Raw genomic sequence first — 19,814 nt, forward strand, 5'->3', positions numbered from 1 at the left:
ATATAGGTAATTTGACCTATAATATAGAGGGGGAAATTAATTGCTTTATCTTTATTCAATTTAATAGTGAATTTATCCATTTTTATAATAAAAAAGGAGGAAAAGAAATGAAAAATTTTAGAAAACTATTTACAGTAGTTTTAATGCTAGCTTTGATAGTTGCAAGTCTAGCAGCTTGTGGGAAGAAAGAAGAAGCTCCGGAAGCTACACCGACTCCCGCTGAAACTACAGGTGGCAATGGGGGAGAAGAACCAGAAGAAGAGGAGGCAACACCAACGCCTACTCCGGCACCCAGAGATTTAAACGGTATTGATATTGTTGTTGGTGACTGGTGGTCAACAGGAGAAGAAGTAATTGAAACTCAGAAGCAGGAAGACCAGAAGGCTTACAGAGATAAACTTCAGGCTGACCATAACTTCACATTAACCCAATCCAATTTAGGTGCATGGGGTGAATATGCTGAAATCTTTATTACATCCACTATGTCAGGTGACCCAGCAGCGGACATCTTCATTATGGACCAGGCTATGGTTCCGGAGCCAATTAAACAGGGACTTATGTATCCTGTAGGTGATTTGCCAAGTTTTAACGGTTTTACAGATGAAAAATGGAACCAAGGTATTAAAGATACTTATACAATGAATGATAAGACCTACGCATTTTCTGAAGAAGATGACACACCGGGCTTAGGTGTATTCTGGAACAAGAGACTTTTCGAAGAAGCAGGTCTTGATCCTGAATTATTATATGATTTACAGGCGAACGGTGAGTGGACTTGGGATAAGTTCCATGAGTTAGCTAAGACATTAACAAGAGATACCAATAGTGACGGTGTTACTGATACTTATGGTATTACTTGCTGGCAAAGAGAAATTGTAAAAGCAGCAGTATTTAGTAATGGTACTGATTATGTACGCTTTAACGAAGAAACCGGAAGATATGAAAACAACCAAAAGTCCGATGAAGTTTTAGCTGCAATCCAATTAGCAGTCACCTTATACGACGAAGGTTTAATCCTTCCTCAACCGGAAGATGCAGTATATACCTTCTTTGTTGATGCATTTAAGACATCACAAGCTGCTATGCTTCCTGCAGAGTGGTACAGACATACCGAATTCCAGGAGATGGAAGATGACTGGGGATTTGTATTCTTCCCTGTTGGACCGGGACCTAACGCAAAGATGCAGACAATGTATGTTGGTAACGTTAGAGTTATGCCTGCTGGTCTTGATGCACAGTATGCAGATGACGTTGCATTTGCATATGACAAATGGGTAGCAGCAGTACCTGGCTATGAAGATGAGGAAATGGATTTAACTTACTATTACAGCCAAGTGAGAGATCCTAGAGCAGTGGAAGAAACTATTATTCCGATGTTACAGGGACAGGGAACCCGTTCCTTAGTATACATGGTACCCGGCTTAAGCTTTAAGCACGGTTCCAACGAAGATAATGGTGGTTTAGGTGATGTATCTGCTATCGAGATAGCAGAGGCAGCCAGCGCTATCTATGATGGTATCATTAATGATTTCTATGCTGACTAAGCTTTCTTTGAGGAATATAGAAACAATGATGCAAAATTATAAACTAATGTAATTGGTAAGTATGCAGATTTATATTAAAACGGCTATTTCTTCTGAAATAGCCGTTTTTTAGACACTAGGCAATGGTAAAATGCAGCAGATTATGATATAATAATTACAGTATATCTATTCACAAAAACGATTTCATTTAACATAGAATGTCTTTTATATGGACAGGATATGTTTATATACGAGAGTAGTGAAAGATTTATCTGCCTATTCAACATAGATGAGATCTCAATGAAATAGATTATAACTACAGCATGCATAATGTTATATTTAAGGTACGAAACTAAAATGGAAGGACGTAAAGAATGGCAGGATTAAAGGATAAGTACAGGGACTATTTTAAAATCGGAGCGGCGGTCAATACCAGAACAATTAATACCCATGCAAAGTTAATTACAGAACATTTTAATAGTCTTACCTGTGAGAATGAAACAAAGTTTATCAGTCTTCAGAAGGAGGAAGATAATTTTAATTTTAGACAGGCAGATAAGATTGTTCAATTTGCCAGAGATAATCATCTTGCTATGAGAGGACATACTTTTACTTGGCATAATCAGACACCCGGCTGGGTATTTGAAAATGCTACGAAAGAAAAGCTACTGGATCGCTTAAAGACACATATCAGAGTTGTTGGGCAAAGATACGAAAAGGATTTCTATTGCTGGGATGTTGTGAATGAAGCAATTGAAGATAAGACTGAGCTTTATATGAGGAAAAGTCCATGGACAGAAATTATCGGAGAGGATTTTATGGATTATGCCTTTCTTTTTGCCAAGGAAATCCTTCCTGGAGCAGATCTTTATTATAATGATTATAATGAAGTCAAACAGCCAAAGAGAGATAAGATATATAAAGCGGTTAAGGACATGATAGACAGAGGAATTCCCGTTGATGGAGTTGGATTACAATGCCATTGGAGCATCTATAGCCCCAGTGCGGATCACATTAAAAGTGCAATTGAACAATATGCTAAACTGGGATTAAAGATACAGGTAACAGAGATGGATATCTCCATGTTCTCCCATGAAGACAAAACAGGAATACAAAAACCTACCGAGAAGTTGATTGAGCAACAGGCTAAAGCCTATGGTGATGCATTCGCAATCTTTCGCGAGTATAAAGATATTATTGATAATGTTACATTATGGGGAGTAGCGGATGATGAGACTTGGTTGGATAATTTTCCGGTAAAAGAACGTAAAAACTGGCCCCTACTATTTGATGAACAACAACAGCCGAAGGAAGCGTATTATCGTATCATGGATTTTTAGATAACTAATTTAAGGTATAAGGTCACTTTTTCTTCTGTTATAAAATAATTCTAATAAGAAGTGATTTACAGAAATAAGTTATATGATTACCAATTTAAACATTTTACAACAAAATGACATATAATACGGTTATAGGAGGATTTACCAATGCAGGATTATAAAGCATATTTAGATGAAAGTTTAAGTTTTGAAGAAAGAGCGAAAGATTTAGTATCTCAAATGACCTTAGAAGAGAAAGTGTTTCAAACTCTTTATACGGCTCCCGCAATTGAAAGACTGGGAGTTAAGGCGTACAATTGGTGGAATGAAGCTTTACACGGTGTGGCACGGGCTGGAGTTGCTACTGTTTTCCCACAGGCAATCGGACTTGCTGCCACATTTGATGAAGATCTTTTAGAGGAGGTAGCAGATACTATCTCTACAGAGGGCAGAGCAAAATTCAATATTCAACAAAAATACAATGATACGGATATTTATAAAGGACTTACCTTCTGGTCCCCTAACGTGAATATCTTTCGAGATCCCAGATGGGGTAGGGGCCATGAAACGTATGGTGAAGACCCTTATCTTAGCGGCCGGCTTGGAGTAAGATTTATCAATGGTATCCAAGGCCATGATGATAAATATATGAAAGCAGCAGCCTGTGCAAAGCATTTTGCAGTTCATTCCGGTCCTGAGGATGTAAGACACAGCTTTAATGCAGTGGTATCAAAACAAGATTTATATGAGACATATCTGCCTGCATTTAAGGCCTGCGTTAAGGAAGCCGGAGTAGAATCGGTGATGGGTGCCTATAACCGTACCAATGGGGAGCCCTGCTGTGGCAGTAAGACCTTATTACAGGATATTTTAAGAGACGAATGGGGCTTTGAAGGACATGTAACATCAGACTGTTGGGCAATCAAGGATTTCCATCAGCATCACATGGTAACTTCAACACCGGTGGAATCCGTCGCTATGGCAATGAATAATGGTTGTGATTTAAACTGTGGCAATATGTATGGGAATCTTTTATTAGCAGTAAGGGATGGTCTGGTGGAAGAAGAGACTATTGATCGTGCCGTTACAAGACTGGTTACCACCCGTATGAAGCTTGGATTATTCGATTCAGAGGACAAGGTACCTTATAATGAAATCGGATATGATCAGGTAGACAATCAAGAGCATTTAAAATTAAATCTAAAAGCTTCTAGAAAATCCATTGTACTACTTAAGAATGAAAATAAACTGCTTCCCCTTGATTTATCAAACATTAAAACAATCGGTGTCATTGGTCCCAATGCCAACAACCGTAAAGCTTTGGTTGGTAACTATGAGGGAACTGCATCCGAATATATCACTGTCTTAGAAGGCATTAAGGATTATGTAGGCGATAAGGCTCGTGTCTACTACTCCGAAGGCTGCCATTTATTCAAAGATAAAACATCAAATCTTCCTGAGCGCAATGACAGAATTTCAGAGGTAAAAGCTGTTTGTGATATGTCAGATGTAGTAATTGCATGTTTTGGATTAGATCCCGGCTTAGAAGGAGAAGAGGGTGACCAGGGTAATGAATTTGCCAGCGGTGATAAACCGAACCTTAACCTTCCGGGTATTCAGGAAGAGGTTTTGAAGGAAATATATAATAGCGGTAAACCAGTTATATTAGTATTATTAACCGGCAGTGCTCTCAGTGTACCCTGGGCGGATGAGAATATTCCTGCCATAGTACTTGGATGGTATCCTGGAGCTCAAGGTGGGAAAGCGATTGCTCAAATATTATTTGGTGAATATTCACCTGAAGGTAAGCTCCCGGTTACCTTCTATCGTTCCTCAGAAGAACTTCCGGATTTCACTGATTATAATATGAAAAACAGAACCTATCGTTATATGAAAAACGAAGCCCTTTATCCTTTCGGTTACGGTTTGGCATATACTACATTTGAACTCAATAATATATCTGTGGATACGGAAGAAGTGGAACCTGGTAAATCCGTAAATTGCTCAGTAGATATTAAAAATACAGGTGATATGTCAGGGGCAGAAACCATACAGGTTTATGTAAAAGTTAAAAAAGAGGGAGCACCGAACTGGCAGCTAAAGGGTCTCAAGAAAGTACACTTAAATCCGGGTGAACATAAATCAGTAACATTAACCTTAAAGGATGAAGCTTTTGGTCTCTATGACCATGACGGAAAGCTGGTAATAAATGAATGTGAATATGAAATCTTTATCGGTACCAGTCAGCCGGATCCAAGAAGTGTACAACTTACAGGAGCGAAACCATATAATAAAATAATGCGTTCCAATAAAACTAGTATTTTATAAAACATAAATTAAGGCGGACGCAGAAGTGTCCGCCTTAATTTAAATAACAAAACGTTTATAATTGTCTAACATTAGGTAGAAAGTATATGCAAAATAGAAAATGGCTGAAATTGACATATAGATTGGCGTACAATGTCGCACATGATAGCTGGATTCATGATATATATAAACGGCCCACATATTTAGTAAAAGTTTATAAAGTTAGAAAGATAAATTCAATTTATTAGGGCATGTTTGATAAAACATAGCATAAAATTTAATAACAATTACAACTATAATATTGATAACATAAGAGATTACAGGGAATCATCCTTGATAAATTTGACATAATTTGAAAGCAAACAAGGAGGAAATTATGAGTTACAGTCAATGTTGGCTAGTTTATAACAGTATAGATAATTACAAGGATAAGGATTTACTGACAGACCTTCATATATATTATGAAAAGGACAACGCTTTAAGTAATATAATGAATAATATTATTAAGGAATTAACGCAAGGTCTTAATAGTATTTTAAATATAAAGATATCAGCAAATATTATAGACGGTAAGGAGACATCAAGCAGTATAAAATCAGGAATTGTCCTTGGATTAACGGGACAGAATGTGATAAATGATATTGCAGATACAGAGCAGCTTACGGAGGAAGGATATCTGCTGAAAGAGGCGAATCAATGTATTTACATCATCGGAAAGACAGAAAAAGGATTATTATACGGAGCATTTGATTTATTGAGAAGAATAGCGACCGGTGAAGGAATCCGAGGTCTTAAGGTTATAGAGAATCCCAAGAATACTCTTAGAATGTTAAATCATTGGGATAATATGGACGGAAGTATTGAGAGAGGCTATTCCGGTGAATCTTTTTTTATGAAAAAAGAGGAAATACTTGTAAATCAGAGAACTATAGATTATGCTAGAATTGTAGCATCAATTGGGATTAATTGTGTGGTTATCAATAACGTTAATGTCCGTGGATCGGCGGCTACCGGATTAATAACAGACCGTTATTTAAATAAATTAAAGGAAATGGCCGAAATTTTTGAAGGCTATGGGATTAAACTTTATCTTAGTGCAAATTTTGCCGCGCCAATGGAAATCGGAGGTTATAAGACTGCAGATCCATTAGACCAAGGGGTGGCTGACTGGTGGAAGGAATGTGTTCAGAATATATATAAGATTATTCCCGGTTTTGGAGGATTTTTAATTAAGGCTGATTCGGAAGGCAGACCCGGACCATTTACCTACAATAGGACCCATGCGGATGGAGCCAATGTTTTAGCAAGAGCCTTAAAACCTTTCGGCGGTCTTCTGGTATGGCGTTGTTTTGTATATAACTGCCAGCAGGATTGGAGAGATTATAAAACAGATCGTGCAAGAGCCGCTTATGATAATTTTATGGGCTTGGATGGCAAGTTTGATGATAATGTTATATTACAGATTAAAAACGGACCGATGGATTTTCAGGTTAGGGAACCTGTTACACCGTTATTCGGTGGTTTAAAAAATACTAACATGATCCTTGAGGTGCAGGCGGCGCAGGAGTATACCGGACAGCAAAAGCATGTATGTTATCTAATCCCTATGTGGAAGGAGGTATTAGAATTTAATACGTATGCAAAGGAAACGAATGCAACTATCGCGGATATAGTATCCGGTAAAACTTACAATCAAACACACACCGGAATGGCGGCTGTCTCTAACACTGGAGATGACTTTAACTGGACAGGCCATGATCTGGCCGGTGCTAATCTATATGGATTTGGCAGATTAAGCTGGAATACGGAGCTTTCCTCTGAGCAGATTGCAGCCGAGTGGATTAAACAGATATTTCCACATAAGGATAAGGTTTATAAAGCAATTATGGATATTTTAATGGGCTCTTGGCATACTTATGAAAAATATACTTCACCTCTGGGAATCGGATGGATGGTAAACCCGAATCATCACTATGGACCGAACGTGGATGGTTATGAGTATGACAGGTGGGGCACCTACCACAGAGCTAACCGTAATGGAATGGGTGTTGACAGAACAAAAGCTGGTACAGGCTATGCTTCTCAGTATAATGAACCAAATGCATCCATGTATGAGCAAAAGGAGACCTGTCCAGAGGAATTGTTACTATTCTTTCATTACATTCCCTATGATTATAAGTTGAAAAGCGGTGTTACCTTAATTCAACACATCTATGATACTCATTTTGAGGGTGTTCAGGAAGTTGAGAAGATGGTTGAAGAGTGGAACGGGTTGGAAGGGTTAATACCTGAGGATATATTCCAAAGAGTTCAAAAACGCCTTACGATTCAATTAGAAAGTGCTAAGGAGTGGCGTGACAGGATAAACACTTACTTTTATCGTAAATCAGGTGTTGATGATGCTAAAAAGAGAAAGATATATTATTAAATATTACTAAACAGACTGACAAAATAATACTTTTGACTAATATCCCATGCTATAGTAAAGATCGATGAAGGTACGTACTATATAAAACATGGGATATTGTTATCTAAGCAGTTACCGGATTTTTTGGGGCAACCTTTTAAGAGCTGAGTGTATTTTAGTTATACAAATACCAGATTACTCGATTATAAGCATTGCTGATTACTGGAAATACATTTTTTATTTTATAAGTTTTGCTTTTAGTTACTTTTACATATAGGGGTAAACTAAAAATCAAATAAAGGAGGTGTAGTGCAAAAGCAAAAGACTATGCAGCTTTGTACGCAGCAGCTTATCTGAGGTGTTAAGGGAGAGTTAACTATATCACGGGGGTATAACTCAGATAACGGGACAGACAATAGGTACATCGTTGATAATTTAGAGGAGGTAAAAAGCAAAATGAGTAAGAAATGCAAAAGAGCATGTAAAATGCTTACTACGTTAGCCCTCGCAGTAGCAATGGTAACAACCATGTTAGTTCCTGCCCTGGCAGCAGTAGAAAAAAAAGCTCCGACATTGAATGCTACAAAGAAAACGATTGTAATCGGTAAGACATTTAATTTCAACATCAATAACAAAATCAAGGGATCCTCATACGAGTGGACATCCAGCAATGAAGATGTTGTTACAGTGAATGAGAAAAATGGTGTTGTTACCGGTGTAGCAAAAGGTCAGGCAAATATTCATTGTAAAATCGATGTTTCCGGAACAACCTATCGGTTAACGGCAAAAGTAACGGTATTAAAACCGGCTGTTAAGGTTGAGATATCCAACCCAGTAGATAGTCTTGATGTAAAGGAGTACTACAGACTTAAAACAAAACTTACACCGGAAAGTTCCGATGATATCATTACATGGACATCCAGTGATGAAGACATCGCGGATATCGAAAAAGATGGCTCATTCGTAGCAAAGAAATCCGGAAAAGTAACTTTTACCGCGAAAGCTTTAAGCGGAAGAAGTGCCAGTGTAACAATCAAGATTTTAAAAGACGGTGAGGAGTATGTTGAAGAAGAAGAAACCGAAACACCGGATGATGATGAAATAACAGAAGATAAGAAAGATGACGTAAAAGTCATTAAGACAGTATATAGTGAGGACTTTGCTTCTTCAAGCGGCGGTTTCACTGGAAGAGGTGCTGCAAAAGTATCTCAGACGACTGCCGGTATGGCGGCTGAAGGTGGTAAAGGTTATCTATCAGTAACAGACCGTACTGCAAACTGGAATGGTGCTACCGTAGATGTTACAAATCTTGTAACACCTGGTGCAACCTATAGAGTATCCGGTTGGGTAAGATTTACTTCTGGAGAAGATGTAGAAGTATTAAAGATCTCACAACAAAGAGATGATAAGGATGGAACCGGATATCCGATGGTTAGTGGAGATGTAGAAGTAGAAAAAGGTAAATGGACTAAAATCTCCGGTATCATGGAAGTGTCTCCAAGTACAACAAATAGTAATGTTTACTTTGAGGCGAACAACTTAATAGATTTCTATGTCGATAATGTTGTTATAGAACAGATTGAAGCTGAGCTTATTAAAGAAGATGTTGTTGAAGTTGAGAAAGCAAAAGTTGGCGATAGCGTTTATGAAAATGATTTCGAAGGTGAAAAAGTACTCGATCCAAGAGGAAGCTCGGAACGCACAATAACAACGAAGTATGCTCACAATGGTAAGGCTAGTCTTGAAGTTAAGCGTAGTGCAGGTTGGGATGGTGCAGGTGTAAGATTTAATTTAGCCAATAACATCATAAAGGCAAGCTACTTTGGTAAGACAGTTCATACCAGTGTGTATGTAATGTATGACGAAGGCCCTGATGAAGTAAACTTTAAGTTAAACAATAAATTAGAGAAGGCAGATAATTCAGATAACATTCTCTCACAGATTCCTGTTAAAAAGGGTGAATGGACCAAAATTGAGGCTGATTGTTATATAGCAGATGGTGCTACAGGAGATATGATATTCATAGAAACTGAAAATAATGACGCACTGACCTTCTATATGGACGATATAGAACTCAAGGTTGTCAAATAAGAAACCCTATTTCATGATAGAAGGAGGAGAAAATAAGTGAATAAAAGGCTATTTAAAAAGGCGTTTTCAGCTGTTTTAACGGCTGCGTTGCTCTTAACGAGTAATGGTGTTGCTTCTTTAAATGCTTCTGCCGCAGAGAAGGTTTATGTAGAAGGAGTTTACACTAATTTTCAGAAAGCAACGATGGCAACCAATACAACAAAGCAAATTAGTACCTATGTTGAACCGGAGAATGCTACTATACAGAAGATGAAATTTAAATCTTCTGATAAAGATGTAGTATATGTTACCACTACAGGTTTAGTAAAAGCACTTGCACCCGGTAAAGCAACCATAACTGTAACAGCATTGGATGGAAGTAGCCAGTATGAAAAAGTTGTAATAACCGTATTAGAAGATCTGCTTATTACAGATAAGAACGTAGATACGGAGAATGAAGTAATTGTAATCGATAAGACTTATGGGAACGTGACTATTGATGAGTCCGTTGGAGATGCAGACATATATCTTGCCGGAGTTAATGTAAAGAATAAACTCATCTTAGAAAGTGGAGAATATTCTGTATATACATATGATTCTGATATGAATGAGGTTGTTATCGACGAAGCTCAGGCAGATGAAGAGATTGTATCTTTTACTACAGAGGATGAGAACGAAGATTCAAAGACACCTAAGCTTGTTGTAGGAAGCAATACAAAAGTATCCAACCTTCAAGCAAAAGTTAATGCCATGATTAAGCAGGAAGACGGTTCTGAAATTGAAGGACTAACATTTACTCAAGATAAGGATGGCAAAATCACCTTATTCTTAGAAGGGTATGTAGGTAATATTCTTTTGGATGCTTCCTTCGGTGATATGGAAATTGTATCTACCGGAAGTAAAATAGGTAATGTTTCTGTTAGCGGTGGCGAGAATGCCGGTAATGTTGTATTAACCGATGCAGGGGATTCTGAAATCGATAATTTAACTCTCACTGGAGCAGCTAAAATCGAAGTAGCAGTTCCTACGAAGGAAGTTACGATTGATGAAAAGGCAAAAGGTTCATCCCTTACAACCAAAGGTAGCGTTGGAACTATTAAGAACGCCGGTGCAGAAAGCAAGATCAAAGTAGGCGGAACAGTAGATAATTTTGTTTCTGAAGGTAAAAAAGCTGATATTGATGTTGCTAAGGGCGGCTATGTTGGTACTATTGATCTTACAGGTGAAAGTTCCCTACTCTACGGTGCCGGTGAAGTATCTGAGGCATATGTAAATGCTGATAACTGTAGAATTGATACTGTCAATACCCTTGTTACCGTTGGTGAGGCTAAAGGCACTAATGTACAAGGATCTGATGTAAAAGCAGGTTCATCAACTACAACAGAACCACCGGCTATAGGCGGCGGTGGCGGAGGTGGAATTACTATTCCTGAACCTCCTATGGAAATAAATGTTGGTGATGAAATATATGTAAATGATTATGAAGAAGGACCCCATGGTTTAACCTCCGTTAAAGGAACTGTAAGTATTGCTGTTGTTGATGGAGGAAATGGTGGTGGTAAGGCAGCCAAAATCAGTAGCAAGAGTGCTGATTGGGCAGGTGCTGGTATCAACCTAGGTGAATACCTTGGAAAACATGTTACAATTCGTATAAAAGCTGATATTAAAGCCGATGAAGATGGAACGTTAAAAGCTACTGTTAATTATAACTCCAGTGGATACAATCAACCTGAAGGATGTGAGATTGAATTAACAGAAGCAGGTACTTGGTATACACTTAATGGTACCTTTGAATTAGGTAATGATATTGAAAGTGCAATACTTTACTTTGAATCACCCAACCTAAGTAATTATTATCTTGACAACGTTAGCATTACAGTTGAATCAATTGGAGAAGCTATTCGTGTTGAAGGTGTAAGTTTAGATCAGAATGAAATAGAAATTCGTAAACGAGACACAGTGAAACTTAATGCCATTCTTGATCCATTAAACGCGGATAATAAAAATGTAACATGGGAGTCCGAGAATGCATCTATTGCAAGTGTTGATAATAATGGTAATGTAACGGGTGTAGGTGACGGTACTACAAGGATTTCTGCAACAACGGCTGATGGCGGCTTTAAAGCATACTGCTCAGTTACTGTCGCAGGTGAAGCACCGGTAATCACTCCTGCACCTGCAGGCTCTGTAATATTTGATGATATGGAAGTAAATACTACATTAAAAACAATCGGTTGGGGTGCAACTGCTATAACAGCAAAAGTAATTATTGATCCCAATAATTCTAACAACCGTTTACTTGAAGTTAAGCCATCAAATTATAATGGAGCTGCAGTTGTTCAAATGACTATTCCGGAAGGAACAACTCTTGGTGACTACGCGAAGATTACTTATAAAGCTGCCTGGATATCAGGAGACGTAAATAATAAGACAGTAAGAGCAGAGGCAGGTACCAGCTTGACAGGCCAGTTTGGTAATGAAGGGACAGATGCTAGATTAATCGGTACTACAAGCAGAGGTGGTAGCCTTACAACAGCATTGGCCGAAGAGACAATTACTCTTAACGGGACATTGAGTAGTTTGTCTGGAACGATTGAATTGGCAATTGGTATCAGCTGCAGTGGTGGTACATATTATCTCGACGATATTGTGCTAGTTCCTAAAACCGGAGGCGGAGGAGATACACCTGTTAGTCAACCTATATTATCAGCAGATTTTGAAGATGGAAGTACCTATGAGTTGACAGGAACAATAGATACGGGAATATCTTTTGCTGATGAAGGATATAACAGCAACAAGAGCATTAAAACAGTGCCCGGAACATCCGGTTTGGGATGGGGAAATCCAGGTTATAGTTTATCATCCTATGCAGGAAAAACAGTTACATTAATAACGTATATGAAACATGATGATGCGGAGGCTAAGGAGTTAAAGGCGACTTTCCAAATCAAGAATCCTGCTAATCCGGATGGAGCTTATGATGCAGTTTCTCATACTATAGAGCAGGGAGTATGGACACAGTTTGTTAAGGAAGTTGTAATACCGGAAGATGCAACTAGTGTTCATCTATATTTTGAGACTAATTCAGCATCAAGCTTCTTTATTGATAACTTTTTACTTTATCAAGGTACACAAGCTCAAGCAGAAGCTGCTTATACAACTTTATTCCCGAGTGTAACACCTTCAGATCCATCCATTACATCATACGATTTTGAAGGTGGTGTTTCTACTTTTGACACCATTGGACTTACTGCTGAAGTAATCACAACAGCACAGATGGCTGATGAAGTTAAGGAGGGATTTGCAACTTCTAATGGATTAAAAGTAGTAAATGATAACTGGAACACAGTGCCTAAAATTGCTATTAATTTACCTGCTGGTACAACATTGGCCGATTATACTAAACTCACAGCGAGATATTATTCCCTTGCTGGTACAAATGCAAGATATAAAAATGCGTATCTACTTGCTGGAGAAGTTTTAGATTATTCAGGTGATACACTTGATGGAAGTAGTAATTTTATAACAAGTGTAAATAATGGCTTTGGCGAAGAAGGAGCATGGAGAACTGTTACATTTGACTTCACATCTGACATGGTGTCAGCAGTAACTGGTTCAGCTATCGAAATTGGATTAGGTATGAGTGCACCTGGTGGAGCTACTTATATTCTGGATGATATAGCAGTTCTTACATCAGATGGTACTGAATTCGTAGTAGAGAACTTTGATGGTGCAGCTCCTCCATTAGGTAAAGTGGGGCAGAGTACGGTTACAACTTCGATAGTAACACCAGAGGAAATTGCTGGTTTAATACTTACCAATACATCTAGCAAGGTGCTAAAACTCACCAACACAGATTGGAATCAGGCAGTGAAGCTCGATATAGTATTACCGGACGGTAAAACTATTAATGATTATGAAGCAGTTTCCTTCAAAGTATTTATGCCTAGAAATACAGTAGATGCAAACGGGTTTTACTATAAAGATTTCACTGTAGATTTTGGTACAAACATAACTACTGCAAGCGGTAGAGGATGGAGTACGGCAGATCATAGAGGCATATGGTATAATGTAGATATTACGATTGATGAAACTGTTAAAAGTACTATAGGTACAGTAGGAACATTTGAAATTGCTCTTGGCTGTAGCACAGGAGAAACTACCCCCTACTATATTGATGGTGTTAACTTAGTACCTGTACCGTAATCTAAATAACTTATATTAAAGATAAATAAAAGAAGTTGGATTCCAAATAGAATCCAACTTCTTTATTTCAGGTTTCTGATAAGGTTTTGAGGTAGGGTTTAGAGCTATTAGTAAACTTTCTTTATGGTATGTTATAAATAAATCTTGAAAACAGTACATAATACGAATATACTATACTTATCTTAAAAGATGATACTTACTGGAAACAGAAAGGAAGAATTATAAACATGGATATGACATTACGTTGGTTCGGAAGTAAGCACGACAGTGTAACTCTGGATCAGATTAAACAAATACCCGGTGTTACCGGAGTAGTTTCCTCATTACACGATATCCCTGTGGGTGAGGCTTGGAAGTTTGAAGATATTTTAAAATTGAAAAAAGAGGTGGAGGATAGCGGATTAAAGCTAATAGGTATCGAGAGCGTTAATATCCATGAGGATATTAAGATCGGTTTGCCCTCCAGAGAACAATATATTGAAAACTATAAGGTATCCCTTGAGAATCTTGGCAAGGCAGATGTACACATGGTGTGCTATAATTTCATGCCAATCTTCGATTGGACAAGAACAGATTTAGCTATGGTGCTTGAGGATGGTTCCACGGCATTGGCTTATGATGAAAATATCATTAAAGACATTAAGCCGGAGACTATGTTCGAGCGCATGGAGAAGGAAAGCGGCGGCTTTGTTCTACCCGGTTGGGAACCTAACCGTAGGGATGAAATTATGGGCTTATTTGAGAAATATAAGGGTGTTACCGCAGAAAAGCTAATGCAGAACTTAAAATACTTCTTAGATGCCATTATGCCTGTTTGTGAGAAATATCAGATTAAGATGGCAATTCATCCTGATGATCCTGCATGGAGTGTGTTTGGCTTACCGAGAATTGTTACCAGTGAAAAAGCCTTAGAAGAAATTGCTTCCTTGAATGAAAGTATTTATAATGGATTTACTTTATGTTCCGGTTCTTTAGGAAGCAACTTAAAGAATAATCTACCTGAGATTATTCGTAATCCTAAGATCAGTAAGAAAATTCATTTTGCTCATTTAAGAAATATGAAATTTGAAACGGACGGAGTATTCCATGAGAGCTCTCACTTATCCTCGGATGGTAACTTTGATATGTATGAGATTGTGAAAGCGTTAGAGGATATCAATTTTGATGGTGTGGTACGTCCTGATCATGGAAGAATGATCTGGGGCGAACAGGCAAGACCTGGATACGGATTATATGACAGGGCTCTTGGAGTTGCATATCTGAACGGTCTTTGGGAAGCAATTAGAAAGAATAAGAAATAGTTAGCATGGCATATAAACATAAGATAAATAAAAAAAGAGAAATACTAAGGAAGTATTAATCAACAAATATTAACAAATATATATACTAATAAAAATTTAACTGTCTTGAAGACAAGAGAAAAAGTTTGTATCAGGGTATGTAAAAAATTATACTAACAAGAAGTCACCATATAAATCCTTAAATAAACTCTAAATTTTTCATACCCGGAAAGGTAATTTATAATGAAATTAGTTAATTACGACTCTTCCTGGAAGCAGAAAGGCTATGAGCTTCCGGAATATGATAGGGAAAAGGTAAGAAAGGCTACTAAGGAAAATCCCACTTGGATACATTTTGGTGCTGGTAATATCTTCAGAGGCTTCCCGGCAGCAGGCTTACAAAAGATGCTTGATGAAGGAAGCTATGATAAAGGTGTTATAGTAAGTGAAGGCTTTGATTATGAGATTATTGAGAAGGCATATAAGCCCTTTGATGATCTTAGTCTCTTGGTCGTACTGAAATCAAACGGTAGCATTGAAAAGAAGGTTATCGGCAGCGTGGTTGAATCGATTATCGCTGATGCAGCGAATACAACTGAATGGGATCGATTAAAAGAGATCTTTAAAAATCCTTCCCTACAGTTGGCCAGCTTTACAATTACGGAAAAGGGTTACAGTCTAGTGGATTCTAAGGGTGATTACCTTGGTGTAGTAGTCAATGATTTTGAAGCAGGAATGGATAAACCTATGCATATCATGGGTAAAATCACAGCTTTAATGGTTGAAAGATACAAGAACGGAGCTGCTCCGATTGCTTTGGTTAGTATGGATAACTGCTCTCATAATGGGGACAAGCTTTATGCAGCGGTTGAAACCTATGCTAAGACCTGGGTCCTTAAAGGATATGTTGAAGAGGGATTTTTAAAATATATCAAGGATGAGAAGAAAGTGGCATTTCCTTGGAGTATGATTGACAAAATCACTCCGAGACCGGATGATAAGGTTAAGCAAATGCTTCTGGAGGATGATTTTGAGGATACGGATCTAATTATCACCAGCAAGAACACTTATACAGCTGCATTTGTCAATGCGGAAGAGACAGAGTATCTTGTAATTGAAGACACGTTCCCGAACGGAAGACCTCCGTTTGAGAAAGCAGGCTTTCTTTTTACCGACCGGGAAACAGTGGATAAGGTAGAGAAGATGAAGGTATGTACCTGCTTAAATCCTCTTCATACAGCTCTTGCGATATTCGGATGCTTGTTATCTTACCAGACAATCTGGGAAGAGATGAGGGATACAGAACTTAATAAATTAGTTAACAAAATTGGATATGTGGAAGGCATGCCGGTGGTAGTCAATCCCGGTGTTCTAGATCCTCAGGATTTTATTAAGGCAGTGTTAGATCTTCGTCTTCCGAATCCTTTCATGCCGGATGCACCACAAAGAATTGCAACTGATACCTCTCAAAAGATACCCATCCGTTTTGGTGAGACAATTAAGGCATATCATAATAGTGATAGCTTAAATGTGAATGACCTTACTTTAATACCCCTAACCATTGCCGGCTGGTGCAGATACCTAATGGGTATTGATGATAACGGGAATGAGTTTACTCCGAGTCCGGACCCATTACTTTCAGAATTGCAGGGTTTTGTAAAGAATGTCAAATTGGGTGATACCAATTTGGATAAAGATCTACTGAAACCAATCTTATCAAATGACAAAATATTTGCTGTAAATTTATATGAGGTAGGTTTGGGAGAAAAGATTGAAGGAATGTTCAAGGAGTTGATAGCCGATAAAGGCGCAGTTAGAGAAACCTTAAAGAAGTATCTTGGTTAGAACATTGATCGATCAAATTAAGATATATCAAATAATTAATCCTAAGCATCTTATTAAGGTATTCAGCCCTAACAAAGTGGATAAAAAAATTTAGTTAACTGCTAATGTGATTACTCCCCTACTAAGGTTATTACAACGCAATCAGTGTAAAACTTACCGGGAGTAAAGACACGATAGATAAGTAAATCCTATATGTAATCAAATATTAGTTATAAGCAGGATGAGATCTGAGCAGTAAATATGACGATTTTTAATTAAATTTGCTGTTATTTCCAATACGATTTATAAAAGTATAGGAAATAACAGCTTTTTGTTATAAGAGGTATATGCCTCGTGGAAGTTATTTCTTAGGATCTAGATTAATTAGGTTAGAATTAGATATTTACAAAAGTAATTTTTTTATTCGATTCTTGTTCCATATAAACGTCATCTATTTTATTATTTATTTTGAGTATTTGTAACCAAATCATTAACAGGAGCCTGGCAACTGTGATTTTCACATACATAATATGTGGTTCTGTCATTTATTATATGATAATCCTTGACATAATCCGCTATCTTTTGCAGTTCTTCCTGATTTTTCTCTGTCTTTACCAGTACAACGGTATTCGGTTCATAATTTTCTGCCATATATTTTCTGAGTTTATCATACTCACCGGTTACAAATGCTTCTTTCTTCTTTGTCTTAGCAGTATTTTCATTTTCTTCTGCTTCACCTATGACACATACAATTTCCTTGGAAGGATAAAGCGCTTCCAAAAAGGCTTTCTGTGAAAAGCAATGCCCTGCCGGATAATCTTTAACCTGGCCGGCTAGAAAGCTTAACTGCTTATCCGCATATTCACGATATTTAGGATTAGCGGTTATATGAGCTAGTCTTTGCAATACGAATCCTGCGACGGAATTACCGGAGGGGATTGCACCGTCATATACCTCTTTCGGACGATAGATTAACTGCTCCGCATCACTGGCATTAAGGAAAAATCCCTCATTAATATCATCCCAGAATAATTCCAGCATCTGATCCGTTAATTTGATGGCTTGTTTTAGATAATCTACATGAAAGGTTGCATCATATACCTGAAGCAAGGCCATGATATAGAATGAATAATCATCCAAATGTCCATAAAAAGCAGCATTCTCTTCACGGTATCTAACGTAAAGTCGTCCTGTCTCATCCATCAGTTTTGTATTGATAAACTCTACTGCTTTTTCTGCAATATCTGCATATTCAGTGCCTCGTAATATGACAGCAGCCTTTGCATACGCAGTTATCATTAATGCATTCCAGGAGGTTAAAATCTTATCATCCTTGTGAAGAGCCGAACGGTCCAAGCGGTAATTATAGATATATTTACTTAGTCGAACAACCCGCTCGTTTTCTGGATTTAGTTCGTTTGCCTTTATGCGATTTGGGATCGAGGCTCCTTCCCAGTTCCCCTCCTTGGTGATATCAAAATAATTACAAAAGAAGCCCGCATCATCATTTTGCAAAACGGCAGTTATTTCTTCCGGTTTAAAGACATAATATTTACCCTCAACACCTTCACTATCGGCATCCTGAGCACAGTAAAAACCGCCCTCCTTATCCGTCATCTCCCGACGGATGTAATCAAGAATTTGTTCTGCTATCGTTTTATACAAGGGGTTTTTCGTATACTGATAAGCTTCTAAGTACGTAATTGTAAGCAGGGCATTATCATATAACATTTTTTCAAAGTGAGGTACCAGCCATCTGGCATCGGTGGAATATCTCGAAAAACCATAACCGATATGATCATAGATACCGCCGCGGTACATGTGCTTCAAGGTGTTTTCAACCATAAAGAGGGATTGCTCATCAGCCTCAAGGCTTGCATAAGCTAGAAGAAACATAAGATTATGGGGAGTAGGAAACTTTGGTTCATTACCAAAACCTCCATAATCATGATCGAAGCTTTGCTTCAGTTCAGATACTGCTACATTTACCAAGTCTTTGGAAACGGTACCTTTATTTGATTTCCCCTCAAAGCTTTCTTTCATTACTTTAGCGATCTTATCTCCGGTTTGAAGCATGTCCTTACTGTTCGTCTCCCAGTCATTATGAACCTGAGTTAATAAATCCATTAAGCCAATCATACCATAGCGTGTATGCTTGGGGATATAGGTTGCAGCATAGAAGGGTTTTTGATCTGGGGTCATGAGAATTGTAAGGGGCCAGCCGCCATGTCCTGTTGTGGCCTGGCATACAGTCATATAGACCGTATCAATGTCAGGACGTTCTTCTTTATCTACTTTTATACTAATAAAGTGGTCATTAAGTATCTGAGCAACCTCCTCATCCTCAAAGCATTCATGGGCCATTACATGGCACCAATGACAAGTGGAATAACCAATACTCAAAAAGATAGGTTTATTTTCTTTTCTTGCTTTTTCAAATGCCTCATCGCTCCAAGGATACCAATACACAGGATTATATTGATGCTGCAAAAGGTAGGGGGACTTTTCTCCTCCTAATTTATTGGGAATACGGGTTGTTCCTTGTCCTTTATTCGTTACATGTTCTGTCGTGATTGCCATTTTATACACTCCTTATCGTTTTCATGAAAATTCGGATATACTTATTTAATTATTATGCCAATAAGTAGTGGAAATTATAAGATAGGATATTAGTTAAGTATTTGGATTAATTTCAATTATGTGTTTTATAAGTTATCTACTCTAAATGTAATTTGCAGAGAATTAAATGTCAGCATGGTGATATTTTAGAATATATTGAAGGTGATGATTACGAGCAGGGTTAAAGCTTTAAACAAGTATGCATATCTTCCGAATGGTTAGATATTGAGTACATGGGTATAATACTTAGCACAGAAAT

The 19,814-nt window shown here is 37.8% G+C and carries 9 protein-coding genes; 8 read left to right on the forward strand and 1 reads right to left on the reverse strand.

Translation table 11 applies throughout. The annotated features are described in order from the left end of the window. Positions 1 to 107: 107 nt before the first annotated feature. From I5677_RS09565 to I5677_RS09600, 8 genes are all read left to right on the forward strand, one after another. A complete protein-coding gene (locus tag I5677_RS09565) occupies positions 108 to 1,544 on the forward strand; it encodes an ABC transporter substrate-binding protein (protein WP_197661367.1) in 1,437 nt (478 codons plus the stop codon). A 353-nt stretch (positions 1,545 to 1,897) separates the two neighbouring features. Next, positions 1,898 to 2,863, forward strand: coding sequence for an endo-1,4-beta-xylanase (locus I5677_RS09570; RefSeq protein ID WP_197661368.1), 966 nt, complete (start codon positions 1,898 to 1,900; stop codon positions 2,861 to 2,863). A gap of 147 nt (positions 2,864 to 3,010) precedes the next feature. Beyond that, positions 3,011 to 5,170 (forward strand): glycoside hydrolase family 3 C-terminal domain-containing protein, encoded by a 2,160-nt coding sequence (locus tag I5677_RS09575; protein WP_197661369.1) that lies wholly within the window; start codon positions 3,011 to 3,013, stop codon positions 5,168 to 5,170. A 355-nt stretch (positions 5,171 to 5,525) separates the two neighbouring features. Continuing rightward, positions 5,526 to 7,577, forward strand: a complete 2,052-nt coding sequence (locus I5677_RS09580; protein WP_197661370.1) for an alpha-glucuronidase family glycosyl hydrolase — start codon at positions 5,526 to 5,528, stop codon at positions 7,575 to 7,577. Positions 7,578 to 8,012: 435 nt separating this feature from the next. Next, a complete protein-coding gene (locus I5677_RS09585) occupies positions 8,013 to 9,647 on the forward strand; it encodes a carbohydrate binding domain-containing protein (RefSeq protein WP_197661371.1) in 1,635 nt (544 codons plus the stop codon). A 36-nt stretch (positions 9,648 to 9,683) separates the two neighbouring features. Next, positions 9,684 to 13,832, forward strand: a complete 4,149-nt coding sequence (locus I5677_RS09590) for an Ig-like domain-containing protein (protein ID WP_197661372.1) — start codon at positions 9,684 to 9,686, stop codon at positions 13,830 to 13,832. Between the two features lie 227 nt (positions 13,833 to 14,059). Next, on the forward strand, positions 14,060 to 15,133 hold the full coding sequence (uxuA, locus tag I5677_RS09595; RefSeq protein WP_197661373.1) for a mannonate dehydratase: 1,074 nt from the start codon (positions 14,060 to 14,062) through the stop codon (positions 15,131 to 15,133). Positions 15,134 to 15,355: 222 nt separating this feature from the next. Further along, positions 15,356 to 16,957 carry a mannitol dehydrogenase family protein gene (locus I5677_RS09600; RefSeq protein WP_197661374.1) on the forward strand — a complete coding sequence of 534 codons (1,602 nt, stop codon included), beginning with the start codon at positions 15,356 to 15,358 and terminating at the stop codon, positions 16,955 to 16,957. Positions 16,958 to 17,395: 438 nt separating this feature from the next. On the opposite strand, the gene I5677_RS09605 is transcribed toward I5677_RS09600, so the two are convergent. Then, positions 17,396 to 19,516 carry a thioredoxin domain-containing protein gene (locus I5677_RS09605; RefSeq protein ID WP_197661375.1) on the reverse strand — a complete coding sequence of 707 codons (2,121 nt, stop codon included), beginning with the start codon at positions 19,514 to 19,516 and terminating at the stop codon, positions 17,396 to 17,398. Between the last annotated feature and the right edge of the window lie 298 nt (positions 19,517 to 19,814).

The sequence above is a fragment of the Mobilitalea sibirica genome, from assembly GCF_015999265.1.
GTDB lineage: Bacteria > Bacillota > Clostridia > Lachnospirales > Lachnospiraceae > Mobilitalea > Mobilitalea sibirica.

What these genes read in the sequence shown, in the direction of transcription:
- I5677_RS09565 (WP_197661367.1), top strand. Translation starts at nt 108, where the DNA reads ATGAAAAATTTTAGAAAACTATTTACAGTAGTTTTAATGCTAGCTTTG.
- I5677_RS09570 (WP_197661368.1), top strand. Translation starts at nt 1,898, where the DNA reads ATGGCAGGATTAAAGGATAAGTACAGGGACTATTTTAAAATCGGAGCG.
- I5677_RS09575 (WP_197661369.1), top strand. Translation starts at nt 3,011, where the DNA reads ATGCAGGATTATAAAGCATATTTAGATGAAAGTTTAAGTTTTGAAGAA.
- I5677_RS09580 (WP_197661370.1), top strand. Translation starts at nt 5,526, where the DNA reads ATGAGTTACAGTCAATGTTGGCTAGTTTATAACAGTATAGATAATTAC.
- I5677_RS09585 (WP_197661371.1), top strand. Translation starts at nt 8,013, where the DNA reads ATGAGTAAGAAATGCAAAAGAGCATGTAAAATGCTTACTACGTTAGCC.
- uxuA (WP_197661373.1), top strand. Translation starts at nt 14,060, where the DNA reads ATGGATATGACATTACGTTGGTTCGGAAGTAAGCACGACAGTGTAACT.
- I5677_RS09600 (WP_197661374.1), top strand. Translation starts at nt 15,356, where the DNA reads ATGAAATTAGTTAATTACGACTCTTCCTGGAAGCAGAAAGGCTATGAG.
- I5677_RS09605 (WP_197661375.1), bottom strand. Translation starts at nt 19,516, where the DNA reads ATGGCAATCACGACAGAACATGTAACGAATAAAGGACAAGGAACAACC.